Annotated in this window: 14 protein-coding genes and 4 tRNA genes; 15 read left to right on the top strand and 3 right to left on the bottom strand. The window is 69.4% G+C overall.

The features are described from left to right. Window positions 1-7: 7 nt before the first annotated feature. Both FHW73_RS14035 and hda read left to right on the top strand, forming a co-directional pair. The gene (locus tag FHW73_RS14035; protein WP_183427380.1) at window positions 8-1,186 is read left to right on the top strand and encodes an AI-2E family transporter; all 1,179 of its coding nucleotides are present in this window, start codon (window positions 8-10) and stop codon (window positions 1,184-1,186) included. Next, window positions 1,183-1,887: a DnaA regulatory inactivator Hda gene (hda, locus tag FHW73_RS14030; RefSeq protein WP_183427379.1), complete on the top strand. Its 705-nt coding sequence runs from the start codon at window positions 1,183-1,185 to the stop codon at window positions 1,885-1,887. The genes FHW73_RS14035 and hda overlap by 4 nt, the downstream gene beginning before the upstream one ends. A gap of 25 nt (window positions 1,888-1,912) precedes the next feature. Here hda and moaB read toward each other — a convergent pair whose 3' ends face one another. The 3 genes from moaB to hemA form a co-directional block, all read right to left on the bottom strand. Beyond that, a complete protein-coding gene (gene moaB, locus FHW73_RS14025; protein ID WP_183427378.1) occupies window positions 1,913-2,431 on the bottom strand; it encodes a molybdenum cofactor biosynthesis protein B in 519 nt (172 codons plus the stop codon). Window positions 2,432-2,663: 232 nt separating this feature from the next. After that, complete coding sequence (gene prfA / locus FHW73_RS14020; protein WP_183427377.1) at window positions 2,664-3,746, bottom strand: peptide chain release factor 1; 1,083 nt, start codon at window positions 3,744-3,746, stop codon at window positions 2,664-2,666. Next, window positions 3,724-5,022 (bottom strand): glutamyl-tRNA reductase, encoded by a 1,299-nt coding sequence (gene hemA / locus FHW73_RS14015; RefSeq protein WP_183427376.1) that lies wholly within the window; start codon window positions 5,020-5,022, stop codon window positions 3,724-3,726. Before hemA ends, prfA begins: the two co-directional genes overlap by 23 nt. Window positions 5,023-5,115: 93 nt before the next feature. Here hemA and FHW73_RS14010 point away from each other — a divergent pair, with 93 nt between their 5' ends. The 13 genes from FHW73_RS14010 to FHW73_RS13950 form a co-directional block, all read left to right on the top strand. Beyond that, on the top strand, window positions 5,116-6,810 hold the full coding sequence (locus FHW73_RS14010) for a tetratricopeptide repeat protein (RefSeq protein WP_183427375.1): 1,695 nt from the start codon (window positions 5,116-5,118) through the stop codon (window positions 6,808-6,810). Beyond that, the gene (lolB, locus tag FHW73_RS14005) at window positions 6,807-7,484 is read left to right on the top strand and encodes a lipoprotein insertase outer membrane protein LolB (RefSeq protein WP_183427374.1); all 678 of its coding nucleotides are present in this window, start codon (window positions 6,807-6,809) and stop codon (window positions 7,482-7,484) included. The genes FHW73_RS14010 and lolB overlap by 4 nt, the downstream gene beginning before the upstream one ends. Further along, complete coding sequence (ispE, locus tag FHW73_RS14000; RefSeq protein ID WP_183427373.1) at window positions 7,481-8,362, top strand: 4-(cytidine 5'-diphospho)-2-C-methyl-D-erythritol kinase; 882 nt, start codon at window positions 7,481-7,483, stop codon at window positions 8,360-8,362. The genes lolB and ispE overlap by 4 nt, the downstream gene beginning before the upstream one ends. A gap of 55 nt (window positions 8,363-8,417) precedes the next feature. Then, window positions 8,418-8,493 (top strand) — tRNA-Gln (locus FHW73_RS13995). A gap of 66 nt (window positions 8,494-8,559) precedes the next feature. Beyond that, the gene (locus tag FHW73_RS13990; RefSeq protein WP_183427372.1) at window positions 8,560-9,519 is read left to right on the top strand and encodes a ribose-phosphate diphosphokinase; all 960 of its coding nucleotides are present in this window, start codon (window positions 8,560-8,562) and stop codon (window positions 9,517-9,519) included. Between the two features lie 86 nt (window positions 9,520-9,605). Then, a complete protein-coding gene (locus FHW73_RS13985) occupies window positions 9,606-10,259 on the top strand; it encodes a 50S ribosomal protein L25/general stress protein Ctc (protein ID WP_183427371.1) in 654 nt (217 codons plus the stop codon). Window positions 10,260-10,311: 52 nt separating this feature from the next. Further along, window positions 10,312-10,896 carry an aminoacyl-tRNA hydrolase gene (gene pth / locus FHW73_RS13980; protein ID WP_183427370.1) on the top strand — a complete coding sequence of 195 codons (585 nt, stop codon included), beginning with the start codon at window positions 10,312-10,314 and terminating at the stop codon, window positions 10,894-10,896. A gap of 87 nt (window positions 10,897-10,983) precedes the next feature. Then, the gene (ychF, locus tag FHW73_RS13975) at window positions 10,984-12,075 is read left to right on the top strand and encodes a redox-regulated ATPase YchF (protein ID WP_183427369.1); all 1,092 of its coding nucleotides are present in this window, start codon (window positions 10,984-10,986) and stop codon (window positions 12,073-12,075) included. 218 nt (window positions 12,076-12,293) lie between these two features. Beyond that, the gene (locus FHW73_RS13970) at window positions 12,294-13,346 is read left to right on the top strand and encodes an isoaspartyl peptidase/L-asparaginase (RefSeq protein ID WP_255493027.1); all 1,053 of its coding nucleotides are present in this window, start codon (window positions 12,294-12,296) and stop codon (window positions 13,344-13,346) included. 139 nt (window positions 13,347-13,485) lie between these two features. After that, window positions 13,486-13,571, top strand: a tRNA-Tyr gene (locus tag FHW73_RS13965). Window positions 13,572-13,633: 62 nt separating this feature from the next. After that, window positions 13,634-13,707 (top strand) — tRNA-Gly (locus FHW73_RS13960). A gap of 37 nt (window positions 13,708-13,744) precedes the next feature. After that, window positions 13,745-13,820, top strand: a tRNA-Thr gene (locus FHW73_RS13955). A gap of 95 nt (window positions 13,821-13,915) precedes the next feature. Then, the coding region (locus tag FHW73_RS13950) for a GTP-binding protein (RefSeq protein ID WP_183427367.1) at window positions 13,916-14,529 on the top strand (614 nt) is incomplete at its 3' end.

Raw genomic sequence — 14,529 nt, 5'->3', positions numbered from 1 at the left:
GACCACCATGACCGAGCACGATCCCGCGAACGCCGACATCGCGCGTTTCCTCCGGCGCCTGCAATGGGGATTGGCGCTGGTCGCGGTCGCCTGGGTGATCGGGCAACTGGGCCCGGTGCTCACGCCGTTTGTGCTCGCCGCGCTGCTGGGCTGGCTGGGCGACCCGCTGGTCGATCGCATCGAGCGCCGCGGCCACTCGCGCACGCTGGCCGTCTCGCTGGTCTTCGCGCTGATGACGCTGTTGCTGGCGCTGGTGCTGATCATCCTGGTGCCGATGATCGAACGGCAGATCGTCACTCTCGTCGACAGCCTGCCGGCCTACCGCGACTGGATCATCGGCACCGCGCTGCCCTGGATCGAGCAGCGCACCGGCTACGAGGTCGTCGCCTGGCTCGATACCGACCGGTTGATCGAGCTGATCCGCGAACACTGGCAGCAGGCCGGCGGCGTCGCCGCGGCGGTGCTGGGCTACCTGTCGCGCTCGGGCTTCGCCCTGCTGGCGGTGGTGATCAACCTGGTGCTGGTGCCGATCCTGACGTTCTATTTCATGCGCGACTGGGATCTGCTGGTCGAGCGCTGCGCCTCGCTGGTGCCGCGCGACCACATCGGCACCGCGAACCGGCTGGCGCGCGAGACCAGCGAATCGCTTGGCGGTTTCCTGCGCGGCCAGTTCCTGGTGATGCTCGGCCAGGGCGCGATCTATGCGGTCGGCATGTCGCTGGTCGGCCTGCGCCTGGGCCTGTTGATCGGCATGATCGCGGGCCTGATCAGCTTCATCCCGTATCTGGGCGCGACGGTCGGCATTCTGATGGCGTTGATCGCCGCGATCGTCCAGGTCCAGGGCTTCGACTGGACGTTGCTGATCCTGATCGGCGTGGTGTTCACGATCGGCCAGCTCGTCGAAAGCTACGTGCTGACCCCGCGCCTGGTCGGTGACCGGATCGGCCTGCATCCGGCCGCGGTGATCTTCGCAGTGCTGGCCGGCGGCCAGTTGTTCGGGTTCCTGGGCATGCTGCTGGCGTTGCCGATGGCCGCGGTGGCCAATGTGCTGTTGCGCTACGCGCACGAGCGCTACACCCAGAGCAAGCTCTACGCCGGCGACAAGCCGACGATTGCATTGGCAGGCAGCAGCATCGTCGTGCCACACGACAGCCGGACCGACGACCCGGTCGATCCGACGCGATGAGCGCGCCGTCGCCGCAATTGCCGCTGGCGCTGCGCTATCCGCCGGACCAGCGGCTGGACACGTTCGTCGCGAACGACCCGGCGTTGATGCCGCAGTTGCGCGACTTCGCGCTGGCCGGTGCACGCCGCGCGCTGTACGTCGCCGGCCCGGCCGGCACCGGCAAGACCCACCTGGCGATCGCACTGTGCGCGCAGGCCGAGCAACTGGGCCGCAGCGCGGTCTACCTGCCGTTACGCAGCCTGGCCGGACGCGTGCGTGCGGCCGCCGAGGCCTTGCAGGGGCACGACCTGGTCGCGGTCGACGGTCTGGACGCAATCGCCGGCGACCGTGACGACGAGATCGCGCTGTTCGACCTGCACAACCGGCTGCACGACGCCGGCCGCAGCGTGTTCTACACCGCCGACCAGCCGCCCGAGGCGCTGGCGTTGACCTTGCCCGACCTGCGCTCGCGGCTTGCGCAGAGTGTGCGCGTGGCGCTGGCGCCGCTCGACGACACGGGCCGACATACGCTGCTGCGCTTGCGCGCCGAACGTCGCGGCCTGCAGGTCGACGCGGCCACGATCGATTGGTTGCTGCGCCGGGTCGACCGCGACCTGCCGGCGCTGACCGCGTTGCTCGATCGGCTCGACCGCGCCTCGCTGGCCTCGCAGCGCCGGCTCACCGTCCCGTTCGTGCGTCAGGTGCTGGCCGAGGCCTCGTAGCCGCAGTCGCCGCGCACGCGTGCCGTCATTCCTTCAGGCGCGGACGGATCGTCGCCAGGTTGCAGGGCCGGGTGGTCGAATCGAGCTGGTGGCGGATGATCCGCTCCCACGCGGTCGTGCAGGCCGAGGTCGAGCCGGGCAGGGCGAAGACGAAGGTCGCATTCGCCAAGCCAGCGAATGCGCGCGACTGCAGCGACGAGGTGCCGATCTCCTCGAACGACACCGCGCGGAACAGTTCGCCGAAGCCCGGCATCTCCTTGTCGAGCAGGGGCAGCAGCGCTTCTGGCGTCGAATCGCGGCCGGTGAAGCCGGTGCCGCCGGTGACCAGGATGCCGTCGACATCGGGATCGGCGATCCAGCGTGAGACCAGCGCGCGCATCGCATAGCGGTCGTCGGGCAACAGTGCGCGCTCGGCGACGCGGTGGCCGTCGGCGCGCAACGCCTCGGCGAGGTAGTCGCCCGAGGTGTCGTTGGCGGCCGTGCGGGTGTCGGAGACCGTCAACACGCAGATGGACAGCGGGATACGTTCGTTCAATGCGCTCATGCGGTCAGGTTACCACCGGCATGCGCATACCCGGCGGCGGCCGGGTGTGGCGGATGGTCGCGGCGCCGACGCATCGCCCGCTTGGAAAGCATGCTGGTCGGCGCACACCATGACGGGCACCTCCGCCGCGCGCACGGGAGATGGGCTGAAGACTTCGAGGCGGCGTTGGCCGCATGCGCACCTCCCCCGCCTTGCGGGAGAGGTCGACGCCGGAGGCGTCGGGTGGGGGCTCTTACTGCGCGGTCAGCTGCGCCAGCGCGTCGGCCTGGTGTTCCTGCGACAACCGGTCGATCAGCGGCTCGAGCTGGCCTTCGAGCACGTTGGGCAGGTCGTAGAGGGTCAGGCCGTCGACACGGTGGTCGGTGATCCGGCCCTGGGGATAGTTGTAGGTGCGGATGCGCTGGCTGCGGTCGCCGCTGCCGACCTGCAGTCGACGGATCTGCGCCGTCGCGGCCGCGCGGCGTTCGGCCTCGGCCTCGGCCAGCATCGCGCGCAGTCGCTTCATCGCCTTGTCGCGGTTGGCGTGCTGGCTGCGCTCGGTCTGCGACTCGACCACGGTGCCGGTGGGCACGTGGGTGATGCGGATCGCCGAGTCGGTCTTGTTGACGTGCTGTCCACCCGCGCCCGAGGACCGGAAGGTGTCGACTTTCAGGTCGGCCGGGTTGAGCACGATGTCGGCGGCCTCGTCCTCGATCGGGATGATCGCCACGGTCGCCGCCGAGGTATGGATACGCCCCTGCGATTCGGTCTCGGGCACACGCTGCACGCGATGGGTGCCCGACTCGAACTTCAGCCGCGCGTAGGCGCCGGCGCCTTCCACGCTGGCGACGATCTCGCGGAAGCCGCCGTGCTCGCCGGGGCTGGCCGATTCGACCTCGACCCGCCAGCCGTTGCGCTCGGCGAAGCGCTGGTACATCCGGAACAGGTCGCCAGCGAAGATCGCGGCCTCGTCGCCGCCGGTACCGGCGCGGATCTCCAGGTACAGGCCACCCTCGTCGCGCGCGTCGCGCGGGACCAGCAGCGCCAGCAGCTCGGCCTCGAGCGACTCGATTCGCGCAGTCGCCGCAGCGATTTCTTCCTCGGCGAGTTCGCGCAGATCGGCGTCGTCGAGCATCGCGCGCGCGGCGGCGAGGTCGGCATGGGCCGCGCGTTCCTGCGCCAGCGCTGCCGACAGCGGTTCGAGCTGGGCGAACTCGCGTGATAGCGCACGGTAGCGGCCCTGGTCGGCGACCGTGGTCGGATCGGAGAGCAGGCGTTCGACCTCGTCGCGACGCTCGGCCAGGGCCTCGAGCTTAACGCGCAGGGTCGGCAGCATCGGCATCGGTCCGGGCGGGAACGGGCGGCAGCAGCCGGTCGAGGCTGTCGGCCAGCGCGTCGTCGCCGCGCAGCGCGGCCTCACGCAGCGCAGCGGTGGGCAGGTGCAGCAGCCGATTGGTCAGGGTGTGGGCGAGCAGTTCGAGCACCGCCTCGGGGGGCTGGCCGGCCGCCAGTTGCTGGCGCGCGCGCGCCAGCGATTCGCTGCGGATCGCGTCGCCGTGCGCACGCAGCCGCTTGACCGGAGCCAGACGCGCACTCGCCGCGCGGGTCTCGCCATAGCGGCTGACCTGCAGGTCGATGATCGCCTCGGCATCGCTCGCGGCCTCGCGCCGGCTGCGGCGGTTGTCATCGAGCGTGCGCTCGAGGTCGTCGACCGTGTACAGGAATACGTCGCGCAGTTCGGCGACATCAGGCGCGATGTCGCGCGGGACCGCGAGGTCCATCAGCAGCATCGGGCGATGCTTGCGCGCGGCCAGCGCGGCGGCGACCTGTGGCCGGGTCAGCACCGGCTCGCGGCTGGCGGTGGCCGAGAACACGATGTCGGCCAGAAACAGATGCCGGTCGATCTCGTCGAGCGGCAGCGCAATGCCACCGTGCCGTGCCGCCAGTTCCTGGGCGTGGGCATAGGTGCGATTGGCGACAAGCAGCCGCTTGACCTTGGCCTGCGCCAGGTGCCGGGCTGCCAGCTCGATGGTCTCGCCGGCGCCGACCAGCAGCACCGCCGAATCCGACGGCCGCGCAAACGATTCCTGCGCCAACCGCACGGCGAGCGAGGCGACCGACACCGGACTGTTGCCGATCCGGGTCTCGCTGCGCGCCCGCTTGGCGGTCACGAAGGCATGCTGGAACACGCGGTCGAGCTCGCCGCCCAGCGTGCCGGCGCTGCGCGCAGTGGCCCAGGCCTGTTTGACCTGGCCCAGGATCTGCGGCTCGCCGAGCACCAGCGAGTCCAACCCGGTCGCCACTCGGAACAGGTGGCGCACCGCATCGTCGTCGCGATGGCGGTAGAGATAGGCATCGAGCGAGCCGCCGCCAGTGCCGCCGTCCTGGTCGGGATGGGCGGCCAGCCAGTGCGCCAGCGCGCTGCCGTCGTCGTCGGCGACCGCGTAGAGCTCGGTGCGGTTGCAGGTCGACAGCAGCGCGACCTCGCGCACCGGGGGCAGCGACTTGAGTTCGGCCAGCGCCGTCTGCAGCGCGTCCCCGGAGAACGCGACGCGCTCGCGCAGGGCGACCGGCGCGGTCTGATGATTGATGCCGAGGGCGTACAGACTCATGGGCTGGCGGGCTCTCCCGGGATGGCTCATCCCGTTCAGGCGCTTGCGATAAGCTTCCGGTGAAGCGCCCATTTTACGGCCCGGTTGCCCCAGATGCCCGTTTTCGATTCCATTCCGGTCGCCCGATTGCGCGCGGCCCTGCTGGTGCCGTTGCTCGGCGTCGCCTGCGCGGCGCAGGCGCAGCCCGCGGCCGAGGCCACAGATCCGCTCAGGCGCGACGTGCTCGGCGCCACATTGGCCGGCGAATTCGCGGTGCAGGCCGGGCGTCTGGACGAGGCCGCCAACTGGTATCTGGACGCGGCCCGCCATTCGGACGGCGATGCCGGGCTGGCCGAGCGGGCGACCCGCATCGCGCTGCTGGCCGGGGACGACCGCCGCGCGGGCCAGGCGCTGGACCTGTGGCGCCGCAACGCGCCCGAGTCGCTGCCGATGCGGGCCGCGGAGGCGACGCTGTCGTTGCGCAATGGGCGCGATCGCGCCGCGCGGCGCCAGCTCGAAGCCCTGTTGCGCAGTGGCGATGCGACTGGCTGGCGGCATGCCTTCACAGTGCTGTCGGGCGGTGGTCGCGATCCGCAGCAGGCGGCGCGGTTGCTCGAGCGGATCGTCGCCGATGGCGCGATTCCCGACGAGTTGCAGGCGTGGATGGCGTTCGGCGGCCTGGCCCAGCGGCTCGATCGCCCCGACCTGACCGAGCGCGTGCTCGACAACATCGTCGCGCGCTTCCCCGGCGAGCCGCGGGTCGCGCTGCTGCGGGCCAGTCAGCTGCGCGAGTCGGGTCGTCTGGACGAGGCCCGCGCGGCGCTGGCGGCGATGGCCGAAGCGGCGCTGGCCGCGCCCGACCTGCGCCTGGCGATCGCGGGCGAGTACGAGGCGATGGGGGATCTCGACGCCGCCGAAGCCACGCTGGCGGCAGGCCCGCAGGATGGCCGCACCTATGTGCTGCGGGCCTCGCTGCTGGCCCGCGCCCAGGACAAGGCGCGGCTGGCGGCGCTGTACGAGGAGGTCAAGGCGGTGGCGCTGGCGCCCAATCCTGCGCAGCGGTTGCTGCTGGGGCAGATGGCCGAGTACCTGGAGCAGTACGACGAGGCGCTGGAGTGGTACGACGCGGTGCCGGGCGGCGAAGAACGCTTCCAGGCCAGGCTGCGCGGCGCCCGGGTGCTGCACGAACTGGGGCGCCACGACGAGGCCTGGGCGCGCTTGCGTGCGCTGCAGGCCGACGGCACCGCCGATGACGAATTCCGCCGCAGCGCCTATCTGCTGGAGGCCGAGCTGCGCCAGTCGGCCGACGATCCGGCCGAGCTCGACGCCTACAACCGGGGGTTGTCGGCAATGCCCGACGACCCGGCGCTGCTCTACGCACGTGCGCTGATGTGGGAGCGCCGCGACGACATTCCGCGCGCCGAGGCCGACCTGCGCCGGCTGCTGGTCGCCGAGCCGGAAAACGTCGCTGCGCTCAATGCGCTGGGGTACACGCTGGCCGATCGCACCACCCGCTACACCGAGGCGCTGGAACTGATCGACCGTGCGCGTGTGGCCGAGCCCGACAATGCCGCGATCGTCGACAGCTACGGCTGGGTGTTGCACCGCCTGGGCCGCAATGCCGAAGCGCTGGTGGAGCTGCGCCGGGCCTATTCGATGATGAAGGACGCGGAAGTTGCCGCGCACATCGCCCAGGTGCTCTGGGCGATGGGGCGCCGTGACGAGGCGCGCAAGTACTTCGACGAGGCGCGCGCCATCGATCCGGAGAACCGGTCGCTGCTGCGTGCGCTGGAGGTCACCGGCGCATGAGACGGTGGCATGGCATGGCGATGCTCGCGGCGGTGCTCGCGCTGTCGGCCTGCACCAGCGTCCCGGTCCGGCCGCCTGCCGAGGTCGTGCGGCTCGACGCCGACGCGCGGGCGGCGGCCGATGCCCGGCTCGCTGCGCGTGAGGCGGCGGTGCGCGCCCTGCCGGAGTTCGGATTCACAGGGCGTGTGGCGATGTCCAACGGCCGCGATGGCGGCAGTGGTCGCATCGAGTGGCAGCAGCAGGGCGCGCGTTACCGGGTCGTGCTCAGCGCGCCGGTCACCCGCCAGAGCTGGCAACTGCAGGGTGGACCGGACGGCGCACGGATCGACGGCCTGGACGGTGGGCCGCACGAAAGCGCCGATGTCGGGCAGTTGCTGTGGGAGACCACCGGGTTCGAGATCCCGGTCGCGGCGATGGCTGCCTGGGCGGCCGGCGCGCGCGCCGACGCTGCCCTGTCGGGCGAGGCTGAGGTCGACTACGACGCCGCGGGGCGCTTGGCACGGCTGCGCCAGGACGGCTGGACGATCGATTATCTCGAGTGGCAACCCGACACCGACGGCGCGCTGGCGCTGCCCACTCGCGTGAATGCCGCGCGCGGCACGGCGCGGGTGCGGCTGGTGGTCGATGCCTGGACGCTTCCCGGCGCTGCGTCCGCAGCGCCTGTCGCGCCGTGACGCCGCTGGACGATGCCGGCTGGTCCAGTTGGCCGGCCCCGGCCAAGCTCAATCTGTTCCTCAGGATCACCGCCCGGCGTGCAGACGGTTACCACGCCTTGCAGACGGTGTTCCGGATGCTCGACTGGGGCGACACGGTGCGCCTGCGGCGCCGCGACGACGGTCTGATCCGCCGGGTCGGGGCTTCGGTCCCCGGATTGGCGGAGGACGATGATCTCGTCGTGCGTGCGGCGCGTCTGCTTCAAAGTGCTGCCAATTGTACGCAAGGCGCCGATATCGCCGTCGAAAAGCGGATTCCGACCGGGGCCGGGCTCGGCGGTGGATCGTCGGATGCGGCCACCGTGCTGCGGGTGCTCGACCGGCTGTGGGGCACCGATCTCGGTGAGGACCGGCTGGCCGAGTTGGGTCTTTCGCTAGGGGCCGATGTGCCGGTGTTCGTCCGCGGCCGCAACGCCTGGGCCGAGGGCGTGGGCGAAACGCTCAGCCCGGTGGCGCTCGAACCGGCCTGGTATCTGCTCGCCGACCCCGGCGTGCACGTGAACACCGCGGGCCTGTTTCAGGCCCCTGAATTGACGCGAAATGCCCAGCCCGCGACAATGGTCGACTTCGTTTCAGGTGCTTCGCTCGGCAACGCGTTCGAGCCGGTCCTGCGGCGCCGCGAACCTGCCGTCGAGGCGGTGTTTGCCGCGCTCGCAACGGTCGGCACACCGCGCCTGACCGGGACGGGCAGCGGCTGCTTCGTCGAATTCGCGACCCGCGAATCCGCCGAGGCCGCCCAGGCGCAGGTCGCATCGCGGGTCCAGACCCGTGTGGTCGCCGGTGCCGCCCGCTCGCCGCTGCTCGAGGCACTGGAAAGGGAAATTCGGGATAAGGGTTGAAGATGCGTGGTCCGGCGCTGCCGAATCCCGATCTCAATCCAATCCTGTTCGCCATAGGGGCGTCGCCAAGTGGTTAAGGCACCGGGTTTTGATCCCGGCATTCGCAGGTTCGAATCCTGCCGCCCCTGCCATGCCCGTGCGCGCGTGCGTGCACGGTCCTTCCATCCGCTCGGTCAGAGCGACGCGGAATCTCCGACATGAAAGAAGAACGCAATCTCCTGATCTTCTCGGGCAACGCCAATCGCCCGCTCGCCAAGTCCGTCTGCCGCGAGCTGGGGGTGCGCCAGGGACGGGCACTGGTGTCCACGTTCTCCGACGGCGAGGTGCAGGTCGAGATCGAGGAGACCGTGCGCCGCCAGGACGTGTTCGTCCTGCAGCCCACCTGCGCGCCGTCTGCCGAGAACCTGATGGAGCTCTTGGTGCTGATCGACGCGCTCAAGCGCGCATCGGTGTCGAGCGTCACTGCGGTGATCCCGTACTTCGGCTATTCGCGTCAGGACCGCCGGCTGCGCTCGAGCCGCGTGCCGATCACCGCCAAGGTCGCCGCGCGCATCATCACCGCCGCCGGCGCCGATCGCGTGCTGACGGTGGACCTGCACGCCGACCAGATTCAGGGCTTCTTCGACATCCCGGTCGACAACGTCTATGCCTCGCCGTTGCTGCTGGCCGACATCTGGCGCGCGCACGGCACCGACAACCTGATCGTCGTGTCCCCGGACGTCGGTGGCGTGGTGCGCGCGCGCGCGATCGCCAAGCGGCTCGACGATGCGGACCTGGCGATCATCGACAAGCGCCGTCCGCGCGCGAACGTCGCCACGGTGATGAACATCATCGGCGACGTGCAGGGCAAGACCTGCGTGCTGGTCGACGACATCGTCGATACCGCCGGCACGCTGTGCGCCGCCGCCGCCGCGCTCAAGGCCCAGGGGGCCATCAAGGTGGTCGCCTATTGCACGCACGCGGTGCTGTCGGGGGCTGCGATCGACAACATCAACAAGTCCCAGCTCGACGAGATGGTCGTCACCGACACCATTCCGCTGTCGGAGGCCGCACGCAACTGCGCGCGCATCCGCCAGCTCAGCGTCGCCGAACTGCTCGCCGAGACGATCCGCCGGATCGCGTTCGGTGAGTCGGTCAGTTCGCTGTACGTGGATTGATCTGAATCCAACCGGCTCTTCTGGTCGCGGAAGAGTCAACCCAACCGCCGCGAGGCGGAATCATCGCAACATCAAGAGTGAATCCAATGGCCATTTCGCATGAAATCAAGGTGCAGCGCCGCGAGGACGAGGGGAAGGGTGCGAGCCGCCGCCTCCGTCACGCCGGTGAAGTGCCTGCTGTCGTCTACGGCGGCGACCTCGCACCGGTGAGCATCAAGCTCAGCCACAACGATGTCTGGCTCGCCAGCCAGCACGAGTGGTTCTACGCGTCGATCCTGGACCTGAGCCTCAATGGCGACGTTCAGAAGGTGCTGCTGCGCGATATGCAGCGTCACCCGTTCAAGCAGCAGATCCTGCACCTGGACTTCCAGCGCGTGAACGACAACGAGGTGATCAAGACGGCGGTGCAGCTGCACTTCCTCAACGAGGACACCTCGCCGGCCGGCAAGGCGGCCGACGTGATCGTGATGCACGAGCTCACCGAAGTCACCGTGACCTGTCTGCCCAAGGACCTGCCGTCCTCGATCGAGGTCGACCTGGCCAATCTGGCGGTCGGCGACATCATCCACCTCTCGGCGCTGAAGCTGCCCAAGGGCGTGGAGATTCCCGAGCTGGCGCTGGGCCCCGACCACGACGTCGCTGTGGTCGTCGCCAAGCACGGTCGCGTCGAAGCCGAGCCTGAAGAGGGCGAGGGCGCGTCGGCCGATGTGCCGGCGACCAAGGCCGCGAAGGACGAGTAATTCCGTCGTGGGCGCGCGTGCCGGTTCGGGCGCGCGTCCCGGCGGCATTGCGATGACGACCGGTCTGCAATTGATCGTGGGGCTGGGCAATCCCGGCCCCGAGCACGCGCGGACCCGGCACAACGCCGGGTTCCGCGTCGTCGACGCGCTTGCCGCACGTGCCGGCGAGGCGTTCGCCATCGATGCCAAGCTGTTCGGCGAGACCGCGCGGGTGCGCATCGATGGGCATGACGTGCGCCTGCTCAAGCCGGCGACCTTCATGAACCTCAGCGGCAAGTCGGTATTGGCCGCACAGCGGTTCTGGAAGATCGACCCCGAGCGCACGCTGATCGCCCACGACGAGCTGGACCTGCCGCCCGGCGTGGCGAGGTTCAAGTTCGACGGCGGCCATGGTGGCCAGAACGGCCTGCGCGACACGATGCGGCTGTTGGGTCACGGTCGATTCCATCGCCTGCGCATCGGTATCGGCCATCCCGGCCACCGCGACAAGGTCACGCCCTGGGTGCTGGGCCGACCGAGCGCCGACGACGACATCCTGATCGGCCGCGCCGTGGATGACGCGATCGATGCGCTGCCGCTCGCGCTGGCGGGCAACTTCATGGACGCGATGACGCGGCTGCATACGGTGAAGCCGTAATTGGTGATTGGCGATTCGGGGCGCACCGGCCGCCTTGAGTCCCCAATCGCGAATCACGAATCACGAATCACGAATCACGGACGCGCCATGGGCATTAAATGCGGCATCGTCGGCCTGCCGAACGTCGGCAAGTCGACTCTCTTCAATGCACTGACCAAGGCGGGCATCGCTGCGGCCAACTTCCCGTTCTGCACGATCGAGCCGAACGTCGGCATCGTGCCGGTGCCGGACCTGCGTCTGAACGCGTTGGCGACGATCGTCAAGCCGCAGAAAGTGCTGCCGACGGCGGTCGAGTTCGTCGACATCGCCGGGCTGGTCGCCGGTGCGGCCAGCGGCGAGGGCCTGGGCAACAAGTTCCTGTCGCACATCCGTGAGGTCGATGCGATCACGCACGTCGTGCGCTGTTTCGAGAACCCGGACGTCATCCACGTCAACAACAAGGTCGACCCGATCGCCGATATCGAGACGATCGACACCGAGTTGGCGCTGGCCGATCTCGATTCGGTCGAGCGCGCGCTGCAGCGCGCCGAGCGTTCGGCCAAGACCGGCGACAAGGATGCGAAGGTCCGCGCCGAGGTGCTCGGCCGCGTGCACAAGGGGCTGGCCGACGGTCGGCCGGTGCGCTCGCTCGAATTGTCGGACGACGACCGCGCGGCGATCCGCGATCTGTTCCTGCTGACCGCCAAGCCGGTGCTGTACATCGCCAACGTGCTCGAGGACGGCTTCGAGAACAATCCCCACCTTGACGCGGTGCGCGCGCGCGCGGCGGGCGAGGGCGCCGAGGTCGTGCCGGTGTCGGCGGCGATCGAAGAGGAGCTGTCGCAGCTCGACGACGCCGACCGCGATGCGTTCCTGGCCGACCTCGGGCTCGACGAACCCGGTCTGAACCGGGTGATCCGCGCCGCCTACGGCCTGCTGGCACTGCAGACCTACTTCACCGCCGGCGTCAAGGAAGTGCGGGCATGGACGGTGAAGATCGGCGCGACCGCGCCGCAGGCCGCTGCGGTCATCCATACCGACTTCGAGAAGGGCTTCATCCGTGCCGAGGTCGTCGGCTACGACGACTTCATCCGTTACGGCGGCGAATCAGGTGCCAAGGAAGCCGGCAAGTGGCGCCTGGAGGGCAAGGAGTACATCGTCAAGGACGGCGACGTGATGCATTTCCGCTTCAACGTCTGATTTGCGTCGAGGGGCTTTGGCGTGAGTTCCGCCGTCTGAGTCCTTGAGGGTCGAATATCGCCAAAGGCGTCCTTCGGGGCGCCTTTCGCGTGTCTGGCGCCCATGGGCAGGCGCGGCATGTCGGCCGATGGCCGCGACGCGTCGCGTGTCGATGGGCCGCGGCCCGCCTACACTCGACGCCTTGCCACGTCACCGGAGTTCCCATGCGCGCACTCGTCCTGTCTGCCTGCGTTCTGCTGTCGAGCGCCGTCCTCGTTCCACCTCCGGCTGTGGCGTCCGGCGCGGCGGCGGACGGGGTCGCGCCCGGCCCGGTGCTGGCGATCCATGGGGGCGCCGGGGTCGTGCGCGGCAATCTCACGCCCGAGGAGGCGGCCTCGGCGCGCGCGGCGCTGGCGCTGGCCTTGCGCACCGGCCACGCCTTGCTGCGCGAGGGGCGGCCGGCGCTCGATGCGGTGGTCGCGGCGGTCACCGTGCTCGAGGACGATCCGGCGTTCAACGCCGGTCGCGGCGCGGTGTTCACGCATGAGGGCCACAACGAGCTCGATGCCTCGCTGATGGACGGGGCCACGCGCGCCGCGGGGGCGGTCGCGGGCGTGCGGCGGATCCGCAATCCGATCCAGCTCGCGCGGCGGGTCATGGAGGACTCCCCGCACGTGATGCTGATCGGCGAGGGGGCCGAGGCATTCGCCCAGTCGCAGGGGGTCGAACTGATCGGCCCGGCCTGGTTCCGGACCGAGAAGCGCTGGCAGCAACTGCAGAAGGTCCGGGCCGAGGGCGCCGCGGCCGAGCGTGCGGTGACTGTCGTCGCTGACGATCCGCTGCGCTATTTCGGGACCGTCGGCGCGGTCGCGCTCGATGCGCGCGGCGCGCTGGCCGCGGCGACCTCGACCGGCGGCATGACCGACAAGCGCTGGGGGCGTGTGGGCGATGCGCCGGTCATCGGCGCCGGCACTTGGGCCGATGCGCGATGTGCGGTCTCGGGCACCGGCTGGGGCGAGTTCTACATCCGCAGCGCCGCCGCGCACACGATCTGCAGCCGCGTCGGGCTGCTGGGCGAGGGAATCGATGAGGCGGCCGCTGCGGTGATCGACCGGGACATCCCGGCGATGGGCGGCAATGGCGGCGCGATCGCGCTCGATGCCGCCGGCAACATCGCCATGCCGTTCAACACCGAGGGCATGTACCGGGGCTGGATCGGCGCCGATGGTGTGCCGCATGTCGCGATCGGGCGCGACGATGTCACCCAAGAGGATGGCGCGCCGGCGCGTTGACCGGTACTATGCGCGCCCCGCCATCGTGTACGGCAAGTACCGGGGCGGGGCAGCCTGGCTCCACCGCATCGCGGCGTTGACAGGAAGGAAAACTGGCCGCAAAATCGCGGGCTGTTTTCACCGGCAACGCGAAATCGCCGGAGGGATACCCAAGCGGCCAACGGGGGCAGACTGTAAATCTGCTGGCTTACGCCTTCGGTGGTTCGAATCCACCTCCCTCCACCATCTTGCGGTCCGGTGGAACGAACAAGCAGTGCGACAGGTTGTGCGGCAGGCTGGATCCCGGTGCGGGAGTAGTTCAATGGTAGAACCTCAGCCTTCCAAGCTGATGGTGCGGGTTCGATCCCCGTCTCCCGCTCCATTGACGGCTCCGGCCGCATCCAGAGGTTGAAATCGTTGCTCACGTAGCTCAGTCGGTAGAGCACCTCCTTGGTAAGGAGGAGGTCGAAGGTTCGATTCCTTTCGTGAGCACCATATATGCGGATCCTTCCGCGAAAAGCCCGGCCCTTCATGGCCGGACTTTTCATTAAGGCAGTCAATTCACAAACGTTCAGCGAGACAAGGCAGCCATGGCAAAGGGTAAGTTCGAGCGCACCAAGCCGCACGTCAATGTCGGCACGATCGGTCACGTCGACCACGGCAAGACGACGCTGACGGCGGCGCTGACGAAGATCGGCGCTGAGCGTTTCGGCGGCGAGTTCAAGGCCTACGACGCGATCGACGCGGCGCCGGAAGAAAAGGCGCGCGGCATCACGATCTCGACCGCGCACGTGGAATACGAGAGCCCGACGCGCCACTACGCGCACGTCGACTGCCCGGGCCACGCGGACTACGTCAAGAACATGATCACCGGTGCGGCGCAGATGGACGGCGCGATCCTGGTGTGCTCGGCCGCTGACGGCCCGATGCCGCAGACGCGCGAGCACATCCTGCTGTCGCGTCAGGTCGGCGTGCCGTACATCGTCGTGTTCCTGAACAAGGCCGACATGGTGGACGACGCCGAGCTGCTCGAGCTGGTCGAGATGGAAGTGCGCGAGCTGCTGAGCAAGTACGAGTTCCCGGGCGACGACACCCCGATCATCTCGGGTTCGGCGCGCCTGGCGCTGGAAGGCGACCAGTCGGAGATCGGCGTGCCTGCGATCCTGAAGCTGGTCGACGCGCTGGACACCTGGATTCCGGAGCC

Origin of the sequence: Luteimonas sp. RC10 (assembly GCF_014192745.1) — a bacterium.
GTDB lineage: Bacteria > Pseudomonadota > Gammaproteobacteria > Xanthomonadales > Xanthomonadaceae > Luteimonas.
This window is presented reverse-complemented; position numbering and strand designations above follow the sequence as displayed.

Coding starts and splice junctions, on each gene's coding strand:
- FHW73_RS14010 (WP_183427375.1), top strand. CDS start 5,116: ATGCCCGTTTTCGATTCCATTCCGGTCGCCCGATTGCGCGCGGCCCTG.
- FHW73_RS13990 (WP_183427372.1), top strand. CDS start 8,560: ATGAAAGAAGAACGCAATCTCCTGATCTTCTCGGGCAACGCCAATCGC.
- moaB (WP_183427378.1), bottom strand. CDS start 2,431: ATGAGCGCATTGAACGAACGTATCCCGCTGTCCATCTGCGTGTTGACG.
- pth (WP_183427370.1), top strand. CDS start 10,312: ATGACGACCGGTCTGCAATTGATCGTGGGGCTGGGCAATCCCGGCCCC.
- prfA (WP_183427377.1), bottom strand. CDS start 3,746: ATGCTGCCGACCCTGCGCGTTAAGCTCGAGGCCCTGGCCGAGCGTCGC.
- FHW73_RS14035 (WP_183427380.1), top strand. CDS start 8: ATGACCGAGCACGATCCCGCGAACGCCGACATCGCGCGTTTCCTCCGG.
- hda (WP_183427379.1), top strand. CDS start 1,183: ATGAGCGCGCCGTCGCCGCAATTGCCGCTGGCGCTGCGCTATCCGCCG.
- lolB (WP_183427374.1), top strand. CDS start 6,807: ATGAGACGGTGGCATGGCATGGCGATGCTCGCGGCGGTGCTCGCGCTG.
- hemA (WP_183427376.1), bottom strand. CDS start 5,022: ATGAGTCTGTACGCCCTCGGCATCAATCATCAGACCGCGCCGGTCGCC.
- FHW73_RS13985 (WP_183427371.1), top strand. CDS start 9,606: ATGGCCATTTCGCATGAAATCAAGGTGCAGCGCCGCGAGGACGAGGGG.
- ychF (WP_183427369.1), top strand. CDS start 10,984: ATGGGCATTAAATGCGGCATCGTCGGCCTGCCGAACGTCGGCAAGTCG.